The organism is Ralstonia mannitolilytica (assembly GCF_000954135.1).
Lineage (GTDB): Bacteria > Pseudomonadota > Gammaproteobacteria > Burkholderiales > Burkholderiaceae > Ralstonia > Ralstonia mannitolilytica.
This window is the reverse complement of sequence record NZ_CP010799.1, coordinates 3281339-3296907: the sequence shown is the minus strand read 5'-3', so window position 1 is coordinate 3296907 and position 15569 is coordinate 3281339. Positions and strand designations below refer to the sequence as shown.

Below are 15569 nucleotides of genomic sequence, written 5' to 3'. Positions count from 1 at the left end.
CTACAGTTTGCGACCGGGCGCGTAGGACTTGAGCCATGCGCAGCGCCACTGTAGAGGTGGGACACTTCAGCGAAACGCGGATTATACACACAAAACCACCGTGAAATCAACGCAATCCGTGGATTGCCGTTGCGCGCCGTGTGGTGCGGCGCCGGCGCTACATCTTCCCGTGCTCCAGGAAGCCGTAAACCGTGGTGCGGCCCACGATCATGTGGTCCAGCACGATGACGTCGAGCAGCGCCAGCGCCCTGCAGAGCTCGCGGGTGAGCGTGACGTCGGCTTCGCTCGGCTCGGCGTGGCCAGTGGGGTGGTTGTGGGCCAGGATGACGGCGGCGGCATTGTGATGCAGAGCGCGCTTGGCGATCTCGCGCGGGTACACGCGCGCTTCGGTGAGCGTGCCGCGAAACAGCTCCTCCCAGGCGATCAACCGGTGCCGCACGTCAAGGAACAGGCAGGCAAACACCTCGTGTGGGCGATGGCCGAGCGTCAGGCGCAGGAAGTCCTTCACGCTTTGCGGCGACTCGAAGGTGAGGCCGACGCTGATGTCTTCCTTCAATGCGCGCCGCGCGACCTCCAGCAGCGCGTGCAGCTGCGCGTACTTGGCCGGCCCCATGCCGTCGATCGAGGAGAACTCCTGTTGCGAGGCGTGGCAAAGGCGCCCCAGCGAGCCGAAATGCGCGAGAAGCTCGCGGGCAAGGTCGACCGCGCTTTTGCCCGGCATGCCAACGCGCAGGAAGATGGCCAGCAGTTCCGCATCGGACAGGGCGCCCGGGCCGTGGGCGAGCAGTTTTTCACGTGGCCGCTCGTGGGCGGGCCAATCGACGATTGCCATAGTTGAGATCGCGGTGGACCGCTGCGTGCGGCGCGCGCCACGCCAGCGGCCGGGAAAAGGGCTGGCGTACAATAACGGGTTACTTTTCGGTCAAGCAGGTTGAGCGTGCAAAATTTGGTGAACGACGCGCCCAAAGGGGCGCCAGGCGGCGAAGTGAAGGTGGTTGGGCCGGATTCGTATCTGACGCTGCATTACCGCATCGCGCTGGAGAACGACACGGACATCGTGACCACGTTCGGAGACAAGCCCGCCACGCTGCTGCTGGGCCAGGGCCAATTGGCGCCGACGCTGGAGCAGGCGCTGCTCGGCATGCGCGAGGGGGAGCGGACGACGTTCCGCCTTGCGCCCGAACATGCCTTCGGGCCGCGCAACCCGGAGTTGCTGCAACGCGTGTCGCTGGCCACGCTGCGCGAAAACTCCTCCTTTGAAGAGGATTACCAGCCAGGCGATCTCGTCGAATTCAACGCCCCGAGCGGCGGCAAATACGCCGGCGTGCTCAAGGAAGTGGGCGAGACCTCCGCGCTGTTCGATTTCAACCACCCGCTCGCCGGCCAGACCATCGTGTTTGAAGTCCAGCTGATCGGCATTCTGTGATGAGCACCACCGTGAACGCGCCCGTCGATCCTGTCACCCAAGCCGATGCCGAAGTCCTGCTCGCGCAGCCGCGAGGCTTCTGCGCCGGGGTGGACCGCGCCATCGAAATCGTCGAGCGGGCGCTGCAGCTTTTTGGCGCCCCGATTTATGTGCGTCACGAGATCGTCCACAACGCCTATGTCGTGAGCGACCTGCGCAACAAAGGCGCCGTGTTCGTGCAGGAACTCGACGACGTGCCGGTGGGCGGCACGGTCATCTTCAGCGCGCACGGGGTGTCGCGTGCTGTGCGTGAGGCGGCGCAGGCCCGCGGCCTGCGCGTGTTCGATGCGACCTGCCCGCTGGTCACCAAGGTGCACGTGGAAGTCTCGAAGATGCGGGCGCAGGGCTTCGAGATCATCATGATCGGGCACAAGGGCCATCCCGAAGTCGAGGGGACGATGGGGCAGGCCGACGACGGCATACTGCTTGTCGAATCGGTGGCTGACGTTGCCCATCTTGCAGTGAAGGACCCGACGCGGCTGGCGTATGTCACGCAGACGACGCTGTCGGTGGATGAGACGCAAGAGATCGTCGCTGCCATCAAGGCGCGCTTTCCGGCTGTGCACGAGCCCAAGAAGCAGGACATCTGCTACGCCACGCAGAATCGCCAGGACGCGGTGAAATTCATGGCGCCGCAGGTCGAAGTGGTGATCGTGGTCGGCAGCCCGAACAGTTCGAACTCCAACCGCCTGCGCGAACTGGCCGAAAAGCTGGGCGTACCGGCCTACATGGTGGACACCCCAGAACAGGTGAAACCGGAATGGGTGGCCGGCAAGCGCCGCGTGGGCCTGACGGCGGGGGCGTCCGCGCCCGAGGAGCTGGCGCAGTCGATCGTCGATCGGCTCAAGGCGCTGGGCGCTCGGACGGTGCGACCGCTGGAGGGAATCCAGGAAAACATGTCCTTCCCTCTTCCGAGGGGCCTTCAAATGAATTGAATGCGTTTATGTAAATGCCCACTTAAAAAATGCCCTAAAGAAGTGCGCGCCAAAGCGGTGCATCGAGCGCTTTTTCATAAATGACAGCCACGCAATCGAGCGTGGCTGTTTCATTTTGTGCGCCGCAAAAAGAGACCCGCTACCCGCCAAGCCTTGATTTACTGTGGATGTCGCCCGGCAAGCCGCGTGGTGACAGGGTTTTCCCTGCTCTGGCACGCTTCTTGATCTTCTCGTCCGCCATTCGTGTTCGCCTGCGCGAAATCACCCGTTTTTGTGCATTGGGGAAACCCCGTAAAACGGCGTGGTTACGGCAAAAAACGTTGTTGCGACGCGTATTGCATCCGCAAAAAAAGGGGATACAATGCGCGCGTTTCAAATTGAAACAAATCGGCGCGGGGGGAGCGGCCGGGAGGCAGGACGCTCTCCTTGCTCTTGCGAGATCTAGGAGATCACTCATGCAAATTAAGTTTGCCAAAGTTCTGCCGCTTGCGGCTGCCGTGGCACTCGTAGCAGCTTGCGGTAAGAACGAGGAAAAGCCCGCAGACCAGGCTGCTGCACCCGCAGCAACGTCGGCTCCGGCCGCGGCTGCTGGCGGCGGCGAGACCGTCGTCAAGATCGGTCACGCGGCTCCGCTCACGGGCGGTATTGCTCACCTTGGCAAAGACAATGAAAACGGCGCACGCCTGGCCGTTGAAGAAGCCAACAAGGAAGGCCTGACCATCGACGGCAAGAAGATCAAGCTGGAGCTGGTGGGCGAAGACGATGCGGCCGATCCGAAGACCGGCACCGCCGTGGCGCAAAAGCTGGTCGACGAGCACGTCGTTGCCGTCGTTGGCCACCTGAACTCGGGCGTTTCGATCCCGGCCTCGAAGATCTACAGCGATGCAGGCATCGTGCAGATCTCGCCGTCGTCGACCAACCCCGACTACACCAAGCAAGGCTTCAAGACGACCTACCGCGTGGTGGCAACCGACGCGCAGCAAGGTCCGGCACTGGCGAACTACGCTGCCAAGAGCCTGAATGCCAAGAGCGTGGCGATCGTTGACGACGCGACCGCTTATGGCAAGGGCCTGGCCGACGAGTTCGAGAAGACCGCGAAGGCCGACGGCATGAACGTGGTGGCGCGTGAAGCCACCAACGACAAGGCCACCGACTTCAAGGCCATTCTGACCAAGATCAAGGGCAAGAAGCCGGACGTGATCATGTACGGCGGCATGGACGCCACCGGCGGTCCGTTCGCCAAGCAAGCCAAGGAACTGGGCATCACGGCCAAGATCGTTGGCGGCGACGGCGTGTGTACCGACAAGGTGGCCGAACTGGCCGGCGACGCCATCGACAACATCATCTGCTCGGAGGCGGGCCTGGCGCTGTCGAAGATGGAGAAGGGCGCAGACTTCGAGAAGAAGTATCAAGCGCGCTTCAACACGCCGGTGCAGATCTATGCCCCGTTCACGTATGACGCCGTCAACGTGATCATCGATGCGATGAAGCGTGCCAACTCGACCGATCCGGCCAAGATCCTGGCTGCCATGCCGGCAACCAACTATCACGGCGTGATCGGCAACATCGCGTTTGACGACAAGGGTGACCTGAAGGAAGGCTCTATCACCCTGTACAACTACAAGGACAAGAAGAAGACCGTTCTTGACGTTGTGAAGATGTAATCAAGGGTCATCCGCCCTGGAAACGGCACCGCGCCCACCCCTGCGGTGCCGTTTTTTATAGCCTCGCCAGTTACACAAGGCCCTCACCATGGGCGCGTTCGGCAGGCCGCTTACCAGCAACCTCACCTTACCCATCCGATTGATCGCATACCTTGCGGGCGCGCCACCGCGTCGCCTACAACAAGCAAGGCATAGCAGGAGCTGTTCTCATGGATATCTTTATCCAGCAGATCGTGAACGGCCTGGTGCTCGGCAGCATTTACGCGCTGATCGCACTGGGCTACACCATGGTCTACGGTATTCTCGGCATCATCAACTTCGCCCACGGCGACGTCCTGATGATTGGCGCCATGTCCGCGCTGACCGCCATCAACTTCCTCCAGAAGTTCTTCCCCAACTTGCCCGACTGGCTGACGCTGGTGCTCGCGCTGCTGTTTGCGATGCCGGTTTGCGCCATCGTCGCGTACACGATTGAACGGGTCGCCTACCGGCCGCTGCGCAATGCGCCGCGCCTGGCCCCACTGATCACCGCTATTGGCGTGTCGATCGTGCTGCAGACCCTGGCGATGATGATCTGGTCACGCAACCCGCTGACCTTCCCGCAACTGCTGCCCTCGAACCCGATCGACATCGGCTCGACGGGTGCGACCATCACCGGCAAGGAAATCGTCATCATCGTGGTGTCGATCCTGGTGATGATCGGGCTGATCCTGCTGGTCAACCGCACCAAGCTCGGCCGCGCCATGCGCGCGACCGCCGAGAACCAGCGTGTGGCGGGCCTGATGGGCGTCAATCCGAACTTCGTGATCTCCGCCACCTTCATGATCGGTGCTGCCATGGCGGCGGTCGCTGGCGTGATGATGGCGACCAACTACGGCAACGCCCACTTCTACATGGGCTTCATCCCTGGCCTGAAGGCGTTTACCGCCGCGGTGCTGGGTGGCATCGGCAACCTGGCGGGCGCCATGGTGGGCGGCGTGCTGCTCGGCCTGATCGAGGCGCTGGGTGCCGGCTATATCGGTGATCTGACTGGCGGTGTGTTCGGTTCGAACTACCAGGATGTCTTCGCGTTCATCGTGCTGATCGGCGTGCTGCTGTTCCGGCCGTCCGGCATCATGGGCGAACGCGTTGCGGACCGTGCATAAGAAGGGGAGCGCCATGACTGAAACTGCAACCGAATTCAAGGCCCCGAAGAAAACGCGTCTCGCGCTTTACGGCTTCCTGATCCTCGCTGTCTTCGCGCCGTTCCTCGTGGGCGCCGCAGGCGGGAACTACTGGGTGCGCGTGCTGGACTTCGCGCTGCTCTACATCATGCTGGCCCTGGGCCTGAACATCGTCGTGGGCTTTGCTGGCCTGCTCGACCTGGGCTATATCGCGTTCTACGCGGTGGGGGCGTACATGATGGCGCTGCTCGGCTCGCCGCACCTGTCCACCCAGTTCGAGTGGGTTCACCAGCTGTTCCCCAACGGGCTGCACTTGGTGGTGTGGTGGGTGATTCCGCTGGGCGCGGGGCTTGCGGCGCTGTTCGGCATCCTGCTGGGCGCGCCGACCCTGAAGCTGCGCGGGGATTACCTCGCCATCGTGACGCTGGGCTTTGGCGAGATCATCCGCATCTTCATGAACAACCTAGACCGGCCGGTGAACATCACCAACGGTCCGAAGGGCATCAACCTGATCGAGCCGGTCAAGATCTTTGGGTTCGACTTCTCGAAGCGCCATGATTTCTTCGGCATCCGCTTCGACTCGGTCTATATGTACTACTACCTGTTCGTGATCCTGGCCGCGATCATCATCATCGTGTGCCTGCGCCTGCAGAACTCGCGGATCGGTCGTGCATGGGTCGCCATCCGCGAAGACGAAATCGCTGCCAAGGCGATGGGTATCAACACCCGCAACATCAAGCTGCTGGCGTTTGCGATGGGTGCGTCGTTCGGTGGCGTCTCGGGGGCGATGTTTGCATCGTTCCAGGGCTTCGTGTCGCCGGAATCGTTCGTGCTGTGGGAGTCGATCTACATCCTGGCGATCGTGGTGCTGGGCGGCATGGGCCACATCCCGGGCGTGATCCTGGGCGGCATCCTGCTGGTGGGCTTCCAGGAACTGCTGCGCGCCTTGGCTGAGCCGCTTCAGAACAAGCTGTTCGGTCATGTGATCGTGGAAGCGGAAGTGCTGCGTCAGTTGCTCTTCGGCCTGGCCATGGTGGTGGTGATGCTGTATCGCCCTGCGGGCCTGTGGCCCTCGCCGCGCAAGGAAGACCGTCCGCAGAAGGCGCGGGTCGGTGGGTTGTCCCGCATCTGATTGGAGGCACGCAACATGAGCAACAACAACGTCCTCCTCTCGATTCGAGGAGTGAGCAAGCGCTTCGGCGGCCTGCAGGCGCTGTCCGATGTGAACCTGGAGATCCGCGAAGGCGAGATCTACGGCCTGATCGGCCCGAACGGCGCCGGCAAGACGACGTTCTTCAACGTCATCACCGGGCTGTACACGCCGGACTCCGGTGAATTCGTACTGGGCGGCACGCCGTATCAGCCGACCGCCGTGCACGAAGTGGCCAAGGCCGGTATCGCGCGCACGTTCCAGAACATCCGCCTGTTCGGGGACATGACCGCGGCCGAGAATGTCATGGTCGGCCGCCATGTCCGCACGAAGGCCGGCCTGGTCGGCGCGGTATTCCGCACGAAGGCTGCCCGTGAAGAAGAACAGTCGATCGAGGACTGGGCGCACGACCTGCTCGACTACGTCGGCATCGGGAAGTACGCCAACTACACGGCGCGCAACCTGTCGTACGGCCACCAGCGTCGTCTGGAGATCGCGCGCGCCCTGGCCACGCAGCCCAAGCTGCTGGCCCTGGACGAGCCGGCCGCCGGCATGAACGCGACTGAAAAGGTCGAACTCCGCGGTCTGCTCGACAAGATCCGTTCCGACGGCAAGACCATCCTGCTGATCGAACACGACGTGAAGCTCGTGATGGGCCTGTGCAATCGCTTGACCGTGCTTGACTACGGCAAGGTCATCGCACAAGGTCTGCCGCAGGAAGTGCAGAGCAACCCGGCCGTGATCGAGGCCTACCTCGGCGCATCGGCGCACTGATGCGGAGGAACGGAACAATGAAACCAGTGATGTTGAAGATCGACGGCCTGAAGGTTGCCTATGGCGGCATCCAGGCGGTCAAGGGTGTGGATCTGGAGATCCGCGAAGGCGAGCTTGTCACGCTGATCGGTGCCAACGGCGCCGGCAAGACGACCACCATGAAGGCCATCACCGGCCTGCAGGGCTGGGCCGGCGGCGACGTGCAGTATCTGGGCAAGTCGATCAAGGGCGTGCCGAGCTACAACCTGCTCAAGCAGGGCCTGGCGATGGTGCCGGAAGGCCGCGGCGTGTTCGCGCGCATGACCATCACCGAGAACCTGCAGATGGGCGCCTTCACGCGCAGCGACGATGCGCAGATCAAGGCGGACATCGACCGCATGTTCGGCATCTTCCCGCGCCTGAAGGAACGTGCAAACCAGCTGGCCGGCACGATGTCGGGCGGCGAGCAGCAGATGCTCGCCATGGCGCGCGCGCTGATGAGCCAGCCGAAGCTGCTGCTGCTCGATGAGCCGTCGATGGGCCTCTCGCCGATCATGGTGGAGAAGATCTTCGAGGTCGTGCGCGACATCTCGGCGCAGGGCGTGACGGTGCTGCTCGTCGAGCAGAACGCGCGCCTGGCGCTGCAGGCGGCGCACCGCGGCTACGTGATGGACTCGGGTCTCATCACCATGAGCGGCGATGCCAAGCAGATGCTCGACGACCCGAAGGTGCGTGCCGCCTATCTGGGCGAGTAAGCGTTCCGAAGCGTCATCAAAAAAGCCCCGCGATGTCTGCGGGGCTTTTTCTTTGTGCCAGTGGAGCGCCGAGGCTCAAGCGTGCGCCTTCAGCAGCGTACGCAGCATGCCGATCATCGTGTCGATTTCTTCGGTGGTCACGTTCAGCGCGGGCATGAAGCGCAGGATGCTCGGGCGCGGGGCGTTGAGCAGCAGGCCCGTCGGGTTCATCTCGCGTGCGGCCTCGACGAGCTGGCCGCCGATGTCCTTGCCGAGCAGCAGGGCGCGGAGCAGGCCTTCACCGCGTTCGCCGGCCAGGCCAAACTCTTCGCTCAACTTCAGCAACTGCGTGCGCAGGTACGCACCGCGCTCCTGCACACCGGCCAGGAAGCCCGGGGCCAGCAGCTGCTCGATGACGGAGCAGCCGACGGCCGTCATGAGCGGGTTGCCGTTGTACGTACCGCCCTGGTCGCCGGCTTCGAAGCTCGCGACTTCATCGGTGCACAGCAGGGCCGACAGCGGCACGCCGCCGCCGATGCCCTTGCCGAGCGTCATGATGTCCGGCTCGATGTTCGAGAGCTGGTAGGCGAACAGCGTGCCGCAGCGGCCGCAACCGGCCTGTACTTCATCGACGATCAGCAGGATCTTGTGCTTCTTGGTCAGCGCGCGCAATTGCTGCATGAATTCTGGCGTGGCTGGCAGCACGCCGCCTTCGCCCTGCACCGGCTCGAGCATCACGCCGACCGTCTCATCGGTGATCAGCGCTTCCACCGATGCGATGTCGTTCAGGATGGCCTTCGGGAAGCCCGGCACTTGCGGCGCGAAGATGGTGTCCCAGCCTGCCTTGCCGGATGCGCTCATGGTGGCGAGCGTGCGGCCGTGGAAGCTGTGGTCGAACGTGATGATCTGGTAGGCGCCGTTCTTATGCTTCTTGCCCCACTTGCGCGCGAGCTTGATGGCGCCTTCGTTGGCCTCGGCGCCGCTGTTGGCGAAGAACACCTTGTCGAAGCAGCTGTGCGCGGTCAGCAGGCCGGCCAGCTTGGCCATCGGCTCGTTGTAGAACGCCGGGCTCGGGTTGATGAGCTTCCTGGCTTGGGTGTTGAGCGCCTCGATCATGCCGTCGTTCGAGTGGCCAAGGCAGTTGACGGCCCAGCCCTGCACGAAGTCCAGGTATCGCTTGCCGTTGTGGTCCGTCAGCCACGAGCCCTTGCCCTCGGTGAAGACGATCTCGGGCCGGTTGGTGATGTACATCAGGGACTGGACGGGGTAGTCAGCAAACGCCATGGCAGAAGCTCCAGAAAAAAGGCGGCAAGGAAATGAAAAGAGCGTGAAAAGAGCGGCGGGAAAAAGACAAAGGCCACGGGGGTCGCCCCGTGGCCTTGTGATCGTCGAATCCTGCGAACCCGATATGCAATCAGCAGACAGCCGCGCGGCTTCCCGAAGGGAGCAACGTACGGCGGCGTCGGAGGTGCAGGGCCTGGTTCATAAGGCGCAAGAATAAGACGGATGCCATGTCAAGTCAAAACCAAATTTTGACCGTCTTTGGATTTGTGCAACGCCTCAGCCCGCCGGGTGCAGGTCGGCTTCCGAGGTGAACGAGTCGGCAAAGAACGCGTCTGGATGCATCTTGCATTGCGCGGCAAAGTCGTTGCGGGCGGCATTGACCATGACCGGCGCCCCGCACGCGTAGACCTCGTGGTTGGACAGGTCTGGGTGGTCGGCCATCACAGCGTGGTGCACGAAGCCGGTGCGGCCCGTCCACGCGTCTTCGGGCAGGGCGTTCGAGATGACCGGCACGTAGGTGAAACCCGGGATCGTGCGCGCCCATTCCTCGGCCCTGGCGTGCATGTACAGGTCTTGCGGACGGCGGCCGCCCCAGTACAGCGTCATCGGGCGCTTGCTGCCGATGAACTGGGCGTGCTCGATGATGGCCTTGATGGGCGCGAAGCCCGTGCCGGAGGCCAGCAGGATGATCGGCTTGTCCGAGTCTTCGCGCAGGAAAAAGCTGCCCAGCGGCCCTTCGAAACGCAGGATGTCGCGCTCCTTCATGGCCGGCGCGCCTTCCTTGGCGCCGAACACGTAGTCGGTGAATACGCCGCCCGGCATGTGGCGGATGTGCAGCTCGATCGGGCCTTCTTCGTGCGGCGGATTGGCGATCGAGTAGCTGCGGCGCTTGCCGTCGCGCAGGAGGAATTCGACGTACTGCCCGGCCAGGAACTGCATGCGCTCGGTGGCCGGCAGTTGCAGCTTGACGATGGTCACATCGGGCGCGGCCTTTTCCAGGGACGCCACGCGGCACGGGATCTTCTTGATGGGCACGTCGCCGGCGCCTTGCACTTCGCGCACTTCAATGGTGACGTCCGTGGCCGGCGTGGCGCAGCAGAACAGCGCGCGGCCCTCGGAAGCTTCCTGCGCGGACAGCGCGTTGGGCGAATGGTTGCCCTGCACGATCGAGCCCTCGCGTACATGCCCCTTGCACGAGCCGCATGCGCCGTTCTTGCAGCCGTACGGCAGGCCGATGCCCTGGCGAAGCGCCGCTGCAAGGATGGTCTCGCCGTCTTCGGCCTGGAACTGGCGGCCGCTGGGCAGCACGTTGATCTGGTAAGCCATACTACAATCCGAATATGTTGAAAAGAGTCTCTGGTCGCCTGAATGCGGCGCATTCGGCGGCACATCCGAGGGTGAGCCCGGCAGTCGCCCGGCCACCGGAATCCATGTCACGTCTGGGGCTTCCGCGCGTACTCATCGTCGGCTGCGGGGACGTCGGCCAACGTTGCCTGGCGATGCTGCGCACGCGTTTCCGCGTCTTTGCCGTCACGTCGCGCGAAGCGGGCCGTGCTGCCTTGCGCGAAGCGGGCGCCGTGCCGGTGCTTGCGAATCTTGACGATGCCGCGTCGCTACGCCGTCTGCGCGGGTTGAGCCAGCGCGTCCTGCACCTGGCACCGCCGCCCGCCACCGGCCGCGACGATCCACGCACCGGCGCGCTGCTGCATGCGCTCGCGCGTCCCGCCCGGAGCCCCCGGGCCACAAAGCATCGCATTTTACCCGAGCGGCCGCGCACGTCTGGCCGCTTCACGGGTCGCTTGAAAACCCGCCTCCAGGCGCGTGCGTTCGTGTACGCCAGCACGAGCGGCGTGTACGGCGATGCCGGCGGCGCCTGGGTGGAAGAAAGCCGCCCCGTGAAGCCGGCCACCGCCCGTGCCCAGCGCCGCGTGGCCGCCGAGCGCCGCGTGCGCTGGTTCGGAGCAGGCGGCGGCTGGCGCACGTCCATCCTGCGCATCCCCGGAATCTATGCGGCCGAGCGCCTGCCGACCGCCCGGCTGGAGCGCGGCACACCAGCCTTGCGCGCCGAGGACGATGTCTACACCAACCATATTCACGCCGACGATCTCGCGCGGGCATTGATCGCGGCGCTGTTCCGCGGCAGGCCGCAGCGCATCGTGCATGCAAGCGATGCGTCGGAGTTGCGCATGGGCGATTACTTCGACGCCGTGGCCGATGCCCGCGGCTTGCCGCGTCCGCCGCGCATCTCGCGGGCCGATGCCACGCAGCAGATCGAGCCGACGCTGCTGTCGTTCATGAGCGAATCGCGCCGTCTGCGTAATGCCCGCCTGATGCGCGAGCTGCGCGTGGTGCTGCGGTATCCGACGGTGGCGCATTTCCTGAGCGGTGGGGCCTGACATGGAGCCCCCGGCGCCCGCGGTATCTTCGCCCAGCCCGGCGCGGCGGCGTGCGATCCGGCTCGCGCTTGCGCTGACCGCGGTGGTGGTCGGCGTGGGAACGTGCTGGATTGCCGCATGCATCGTCGCGGACATGATTGCCGCGCGCGACGTGCAACAGATGGTCGAAGCCCGGCGCCAGCTTGCCGCCCAGGTGGCCGAGGGCATGTCGAGCCAGATCACGGCCGACGTCGCCCTGCTGCGCGCCATTCCGCAGACGCTCGCGCAGATCGATGCCATCCCGCGCGCGGTCAACCGCATCGATACGCGCCGCTGGAGCCTGATGGACCAGGGCTCGCGCGCCAAGGAGGCGCAGTCGTATCCGGAGGTTGCCGACATCAACGCGTTCCTGAGTACGACCGCCGGCAACCTCGGCCTCGACTACGTCTGGGTGGTCAATCGGCACCACTATGTGGTGCTGGGCAACATCGCCGGACACCCGGAGTCGTTCATCGGCGTGCTGTCGAGCATGCAGCCGTACATGAAGGAGGCGATGCTCGGCGGGTTGGGCGAGCAGTTCACGGTCGGGCGTGTCACCGGCGTGCCCGGGTTGTTCTTCGCCGCGCCGGTGTACGACGCGGGCGGCTACCTCGTTGCGGCGATGGGCACCAAGGTCAGTCTGGCACGCCTGCAGCACTGGGTATCGCACCCGACCTCGCTGGTCGCTGACGCAAACGGGCTGATCATCCTGTCGACTGACGCGTCGCTGGTCGGCAAGATGCTGCCGGGCGCCCGTCTGCAGCAGATGAGCGCCACCGATCGGTACGACGCGTACCAGCGCGTCGACTTCGACGTCTGGCCGTACCAGTCCGCCGCGCAGCCGCATCACCCGGTGCCGCGATGGGTGCCGCAGGACGTCCGCGATACGCTGGCCTGGCGCGAGGGCAGCGCAATGCCGTCGCTGACGGTGTCACGCAATGCCAGTGCCGATCTCACCGTCGTCGTGGCCGAGCCGCTGCCCGCGTGGAGCCAGCAGATTGCGGACCACACTCGCAATCGCACCCTCTGTTTCGTGCTCTTCGTGAGCGTGCTGGCGACGTTCGTTCTGGTGGTGTGGTCGCTGGTGCGCGAACGGCAGCATCATCGCGTCACGCGGCATCTGAACCAGCGGCTGCAGCGCACCAACAGCGCACTGGCCAACGAGGCGCACTTCGACCACCTGACCGGCGTGCTCACGCGCCGGCGCTTTCTGGCGCTGTTCGATACGGTGCTGATGCGTGCGCACAACCGCGGCGAGCCGCTTGTGCTGGTGCTCGCCGATCTCGATCACTTCAAGCGCATCAACGATACATGGGGCCACGCGGTAGGCGATCTGGCGCTGCAGCGCTTCGCCTCCCTTGCCACCGCGGTCCTGCGCAGCAGCGACATGGTCGGCCGCCTGGGCGGCGAGGAATTCGCCATCGTCATGGGCCGCACGACGCTGGACGCGGCAACGGAAGTCGCGGAGCACCTGCGCGCCTCCGTGGCCGAGACCGACGACAACTTTCCCACCGGCCTGTCGATGACCGTCAGCATGGGCATGACGGCCCGCCGGCCGGGCGATACCGCATCGGAGATGCTCAAGCGCGCAGACCTTGCGCTTTATCGCGCCAAGGAAAGCGGCCGCAACCGGCACGTGGCCGGCTGAGATCAGCGGGCCTGGCTGGCGCGCCCGTTGCGACGGCGGCGCAGCTCGAGGTGTGTGCGTGTGCCCGACAGCGGCACCCGGCGGAAGCGCTCCCGGCGCTGCTCCTCGTCGAAGAACGCGAGCGACGGTTTGACCAGGTCGCTGCGCGAGACGATGCCCACCACGCGGCGCGATTGCGAATCGGCCACCACGGGCAGCCGCTCCAGCCCATGCACGGCCAGCCGTGTGGCGACGATGCGGCAGGTCTCGCCGGGCAGCGCCATTGACGGTGCGTTGGCGCCGAACAGTTCAGCCACGGTGTGCGCGCCGCGCGCCTGGCCGGCCAGTAGCGCCTCGCGGTCGAGCATGCCGACGAGGGCGCCATCGCGCACCACCGGGAATGCGCGGTGCGCCTGCTTGGCCCCAAAGCGCGTGGCCAGCGTCTCCTGCAGCGTGGCGTGCGCATCGATGGTCTGCACCGAGCGCGTCATCACTTCATCGACGGCGTGGCGCTCGAGCGGGTCGACGGCGTATTCGCGATAGATGTGGAAGCCGCGGCGCGCGATCTTCTCGGTCATGATCGAGCGCGGCATGGTCAGCACGACAAAGCCATAGGACACCGCTACCGCCAGCAGGATCGGCAGCAGGGCATTCACATCGTGCGTGAGCCCGAAGGCGAAGACAATGGCGGTGAGCGGGGCGCCCAGCACGCCAGCCAGCGTGGCGGCCATGCAGACGAGCGGCCACAGGCCCGGATCGCCGCCCGACAGCACGGGGCCGATCAGCACGCCAAGCCCGGCGCCCATCATCAGCAGCGGGGCCAGCACGCCACCCGAGGTGCCCGAGCCCAGCGCGATCACCCAGATGATCGCCTTGACGACCAGCAGCGCCAGCGCCACGCCGATGGCCAGGTGGTTGTGCAGCAGGTCGCCGATGACGTCGTAGCCGACGCCCAGCGCGCGCGGCTCGAAATAGCCGCCGATGCCGACCACGAGCCCACCGATGGCCGGCCACCACATCCAGTGGATCGGCAGGCGGCCAAACAGGTCTTCGGTCTTGTACAGCGCTATCGACAGCGACCGTGCCAGCGCGCCGCACAGCAGCCCGGCGACAATGCACGAGCCGAGCGCCGGCAGCGTCGCCGGTGCGGTTTCCAGCGGGAAGAGGGGGCCGGGCTCCAGCACGAGCACACGGAGGAAGCCCGCGACCGCGCACGCCACTGCCACCGGCAGCATGCTGCGCGGGCGCCATTCGAACAGCAGCAACTCGACGGCCAGCAGCAGCGCGGCCACCGGCGTGCCGAACACTGCCGTCATGCCGGCCGTGGCACCGGCCACCAGCAGCGTCTTGCGCTCGGCGGCGGTGAGCTTGAAGAACTGCGCAAACAACGAGCCCACCGCACCGCCCGTCATGATGATCGGGCCTTCCGCACCGAACGGCCCGCCGCTGCCGATCACGATGCCCGACGACAGCGGCTTGAGCACCGCCACTTTCGACGACATCTTGCTCTTGCCGAACAGGATGGCCTCGATGGCTTCGGGAATGCCGTGGCCGCGGATCTTCTCCGACCCGAAGCGCGCCATCAGCCCAACGATCAACCCGCCGATGAGCGGGATCGCGACCACCCAGATCCCGAGCGTGTTGGTGGCCGGCGAGCGATCCGCCAATGACAGCGTCTGGAAGAAGAACAGGTTGGTGAAGAAGCGGATCAGGTTGAGCAGCACCACCGCCGCCAGCGTGGCAAATGCGGCAATGACCACCGCCAGCGCAGTCGTGCGGAACAATGTGGTGTCGGTCGCAAAGTCGCGCCGATGCAGCGAGTGTTCAGGGGTTTGCATGACGTGACTGCGCGGCGGAGGGGTCAGCGGCTTGGTCGAGATGCGGGATCTTGAAGGCGCGGCTGAAGGCCGACAGCTCGCTCTGGTGCAGCCCAGCCAGCAGCGCGACGAGACGATCGCCCTTCCTGGAGAGGTGGACTTCGACCTGCCGCGCATCGGCGTCGCTCTGGCGGCGCTCGACCAGGCCGGCTTCCTCGCAGCGCGTGACCAGGGCCGCGGTGCCGTGCGCAGACGCCTGCAGCCGCTCGGCGAGCTCGCCCACGGTCGCCCACTCGCGCCCGGCGTAGCCCTTCACGTGCAGCAGCAACTGGTACTGCAACGGCGTGATGCCCTTGGAGTGGATCAGGTCTTCAGAGGCACGCAGGAAGCGACGCAGGTGGTAGCGGAAATCGGAAAGGGTCTCGAAATCCTGCTTGGACAACGGTCGTGGATTGGTGGCAGACATGATGGAATCAGCGTTTCGGCCCGAATGTATCACAACATGATATATCTGGCGATGTCCACCGGAAACGGCCGTGATGCCGCAGGTGCGCCATAACGGG

At 65.0% G+C, this 15569-nt stretch carries 14 protein-coding genes; 9 read left to right on the top strand and 5 right to left on the bottom strand.

The window, feature by feature from the left end:
• Positions 1–157 precede the first annotated feature (157 nt).
• Entirely contained in the window at positions 158–832 is a 675-nt protein-coding gene (radC, locus tag TK49_RS15510; protein WP_045787504.1) for a RadC family protein, read from the bottom strand.
• A 105-nt stretch (positions 833–937) separates the two neighbouring features.
• On the opposite strand from radC, the gene TK49_RS15505 reads away from it, so the two are divergent.
• The 7 genes from TK49_RS15505 (at position 938) to TK49_RS15475 (ending at position 7885) form a co-directional block, all read left to right on the top strand.
• Positions 938–1426, top strand: a complete 489-nt coding sequence (locus tag TK49_RS15505; protein WP_045787926.1) for an FKBP-type peptidyl-prolyl cis-trans isomerase — start codon at positions 938–940, stop codon at positions 1424–1426.
• Complete coding sequence (ispH, locus tag TK49_RS15500; RefSeq protein WP_045787503.1) at positions 1426–2400, top strand: 4-hydroxy-3-methylbut-2-enyl diphosphate reductase; 975 nt, start codon at positions 1426–1428, stop codon at positions 2398–2400. The genes TK49_RS15505 and ispH overlap by 1 nt, the downstream gene beginning before the upstream one ends.
• Before the next feature lie 455 nt (positions 2401–2855).
• Entirely contained in the window at positions 2856–4064 is a 1209-nt protein-coding gene (locus tag TK49_RS15495) for a branched-chain amino acid ABC transporter substrate-binding protein (RefSeq protein ID WP_045787502.1), read from the top strand.
• A gap of 209 nt (positions 4065–4273) precedes the next feature.
• Positions 4274–5209, top strand: coding sequence for a branched-chain amino acid ABC transporter permease (locus TK49_RS15490; RefSeq protein WP_045787501.1), 936 nt, complete (start codon positions 4274–4276; stop codon positions 5207–5209).
• A gap of 13 nt (positions 5210–5222) precedes the next feature.
• Positions 5223–6359: an ABC transporter permease subunit gene (locus TK49_RS15485; protein ID WP_045787500.1), complete on the top strand. Its 1137-nt coding sequence runs from the start codon at positions 5223–5225 to the stop codon at positions 6357–6359.
• A gap of 15 nt (positions 6360–6374) precedes the next feature.
• Entirely contained in the window at positions 6375–7151 is a 777-nt protein-coding gene (locus tag TK49_RS15480) for an ABC transporter ATP-binding protein (RefSeq protein ID WP_045787925.1), read from the top strand.
• Between the two features lie 17 nt (positions 7152–7168).
• On the top strand, positions 7169–7885 hold the full coding sequence (locus TK49_RS15475; protein WP_045787499.1) for an ABC transporter ATP-binding protein: 717 nt from the start codon (positions 7169–7171) through the stop codon (positions 7883–7885).
• A gap of 75 nt (positions 7886–7960) precedes the next feature.
• Here TK49_RS15475 and TK49_RS15470 read toward each other — a convergent pair whose 3' ends face one another.
• Positions 7961–9148 (bottom strand): acetylornithine transaminase, encoded by a 1188-nt coding sequence (locus tag TK49_RS15470; RefSeq protein WP_045787498.1) that lies wholly within the window; start codon positions 9146–9148, stop codon positions 7961–7963.
• 276 nt (positions 9149–9424) lie between these two features.
• Complete coding sequence (locus TK49_RS15465; protein ID WP_045787497.1) at positions 9425–10474, bottom strand: CDP-6-deoxy-delta-3,4-glucoseen reductase; 1050 nt, start codon at positions 10472–10474, stop codon at positions 9425–9427.
• A gap of 104 nt (positions 10475–10578) precedes the next feature.
• On the opposite strand from TK49_RS15465, the gene TK49_RS15460 reads away from it, so the two are divergent.
• Positions 10579–11544 carry an NAD-dependent epimerase/dehydratase family protein gene (locus TK49_RS15460; protein ID WP_045787496.1) on the top strand — a complete coding sequence of 322 codons (966 nt, stop codon included), beginning with the start codon at positions 10579–10581 and terminating at the stop codon, positions 11542–11544.
• 1 nt (position 11545) lies between these two features.
• A complete protein-coding gene (locus tag TK49_RS15455; RefSeq protein ID WP_045787495.1) occupies positions 11546–13210 on the top strand; it encodes a GGDEF domain-containing protein in 1665 nt (554 codons plus the stop codon).
• A 2-nt stretch (positions 13211–13212) separates the two neighbouring features.
• Here TK49_RS15455 and TK49_RS15450 read toward each other — a convergent pair whose 3' ends face one another.
• Positions 13213–15027 carry a chloride channel protein gene (locus TK49_RS15450; protein ID WP_045787494.1) on the bottom strand — a complete coding sequence of 605 codons (1815 nt, stop codon included), beginning with the start codon at positions 15025–15027 and terminating at the stop codon, positions 13213–13215.
• Complete coding sequence (locus TK49_RS15445) at positions 15014–15472, bottom strand: MarR family winged helix-turn-helix transcriptional regulator (protein WP_045787493.1); 459 nt, start codon at positions 15470–15472, stop codon at positions 15014–15016. Before TK49_RS15445 ends, TK49_RS15450 begins: the two co-directional genes overlap by 14 nt.
• Positions 15473–15569: the final 97 nt, after the last annotated feature.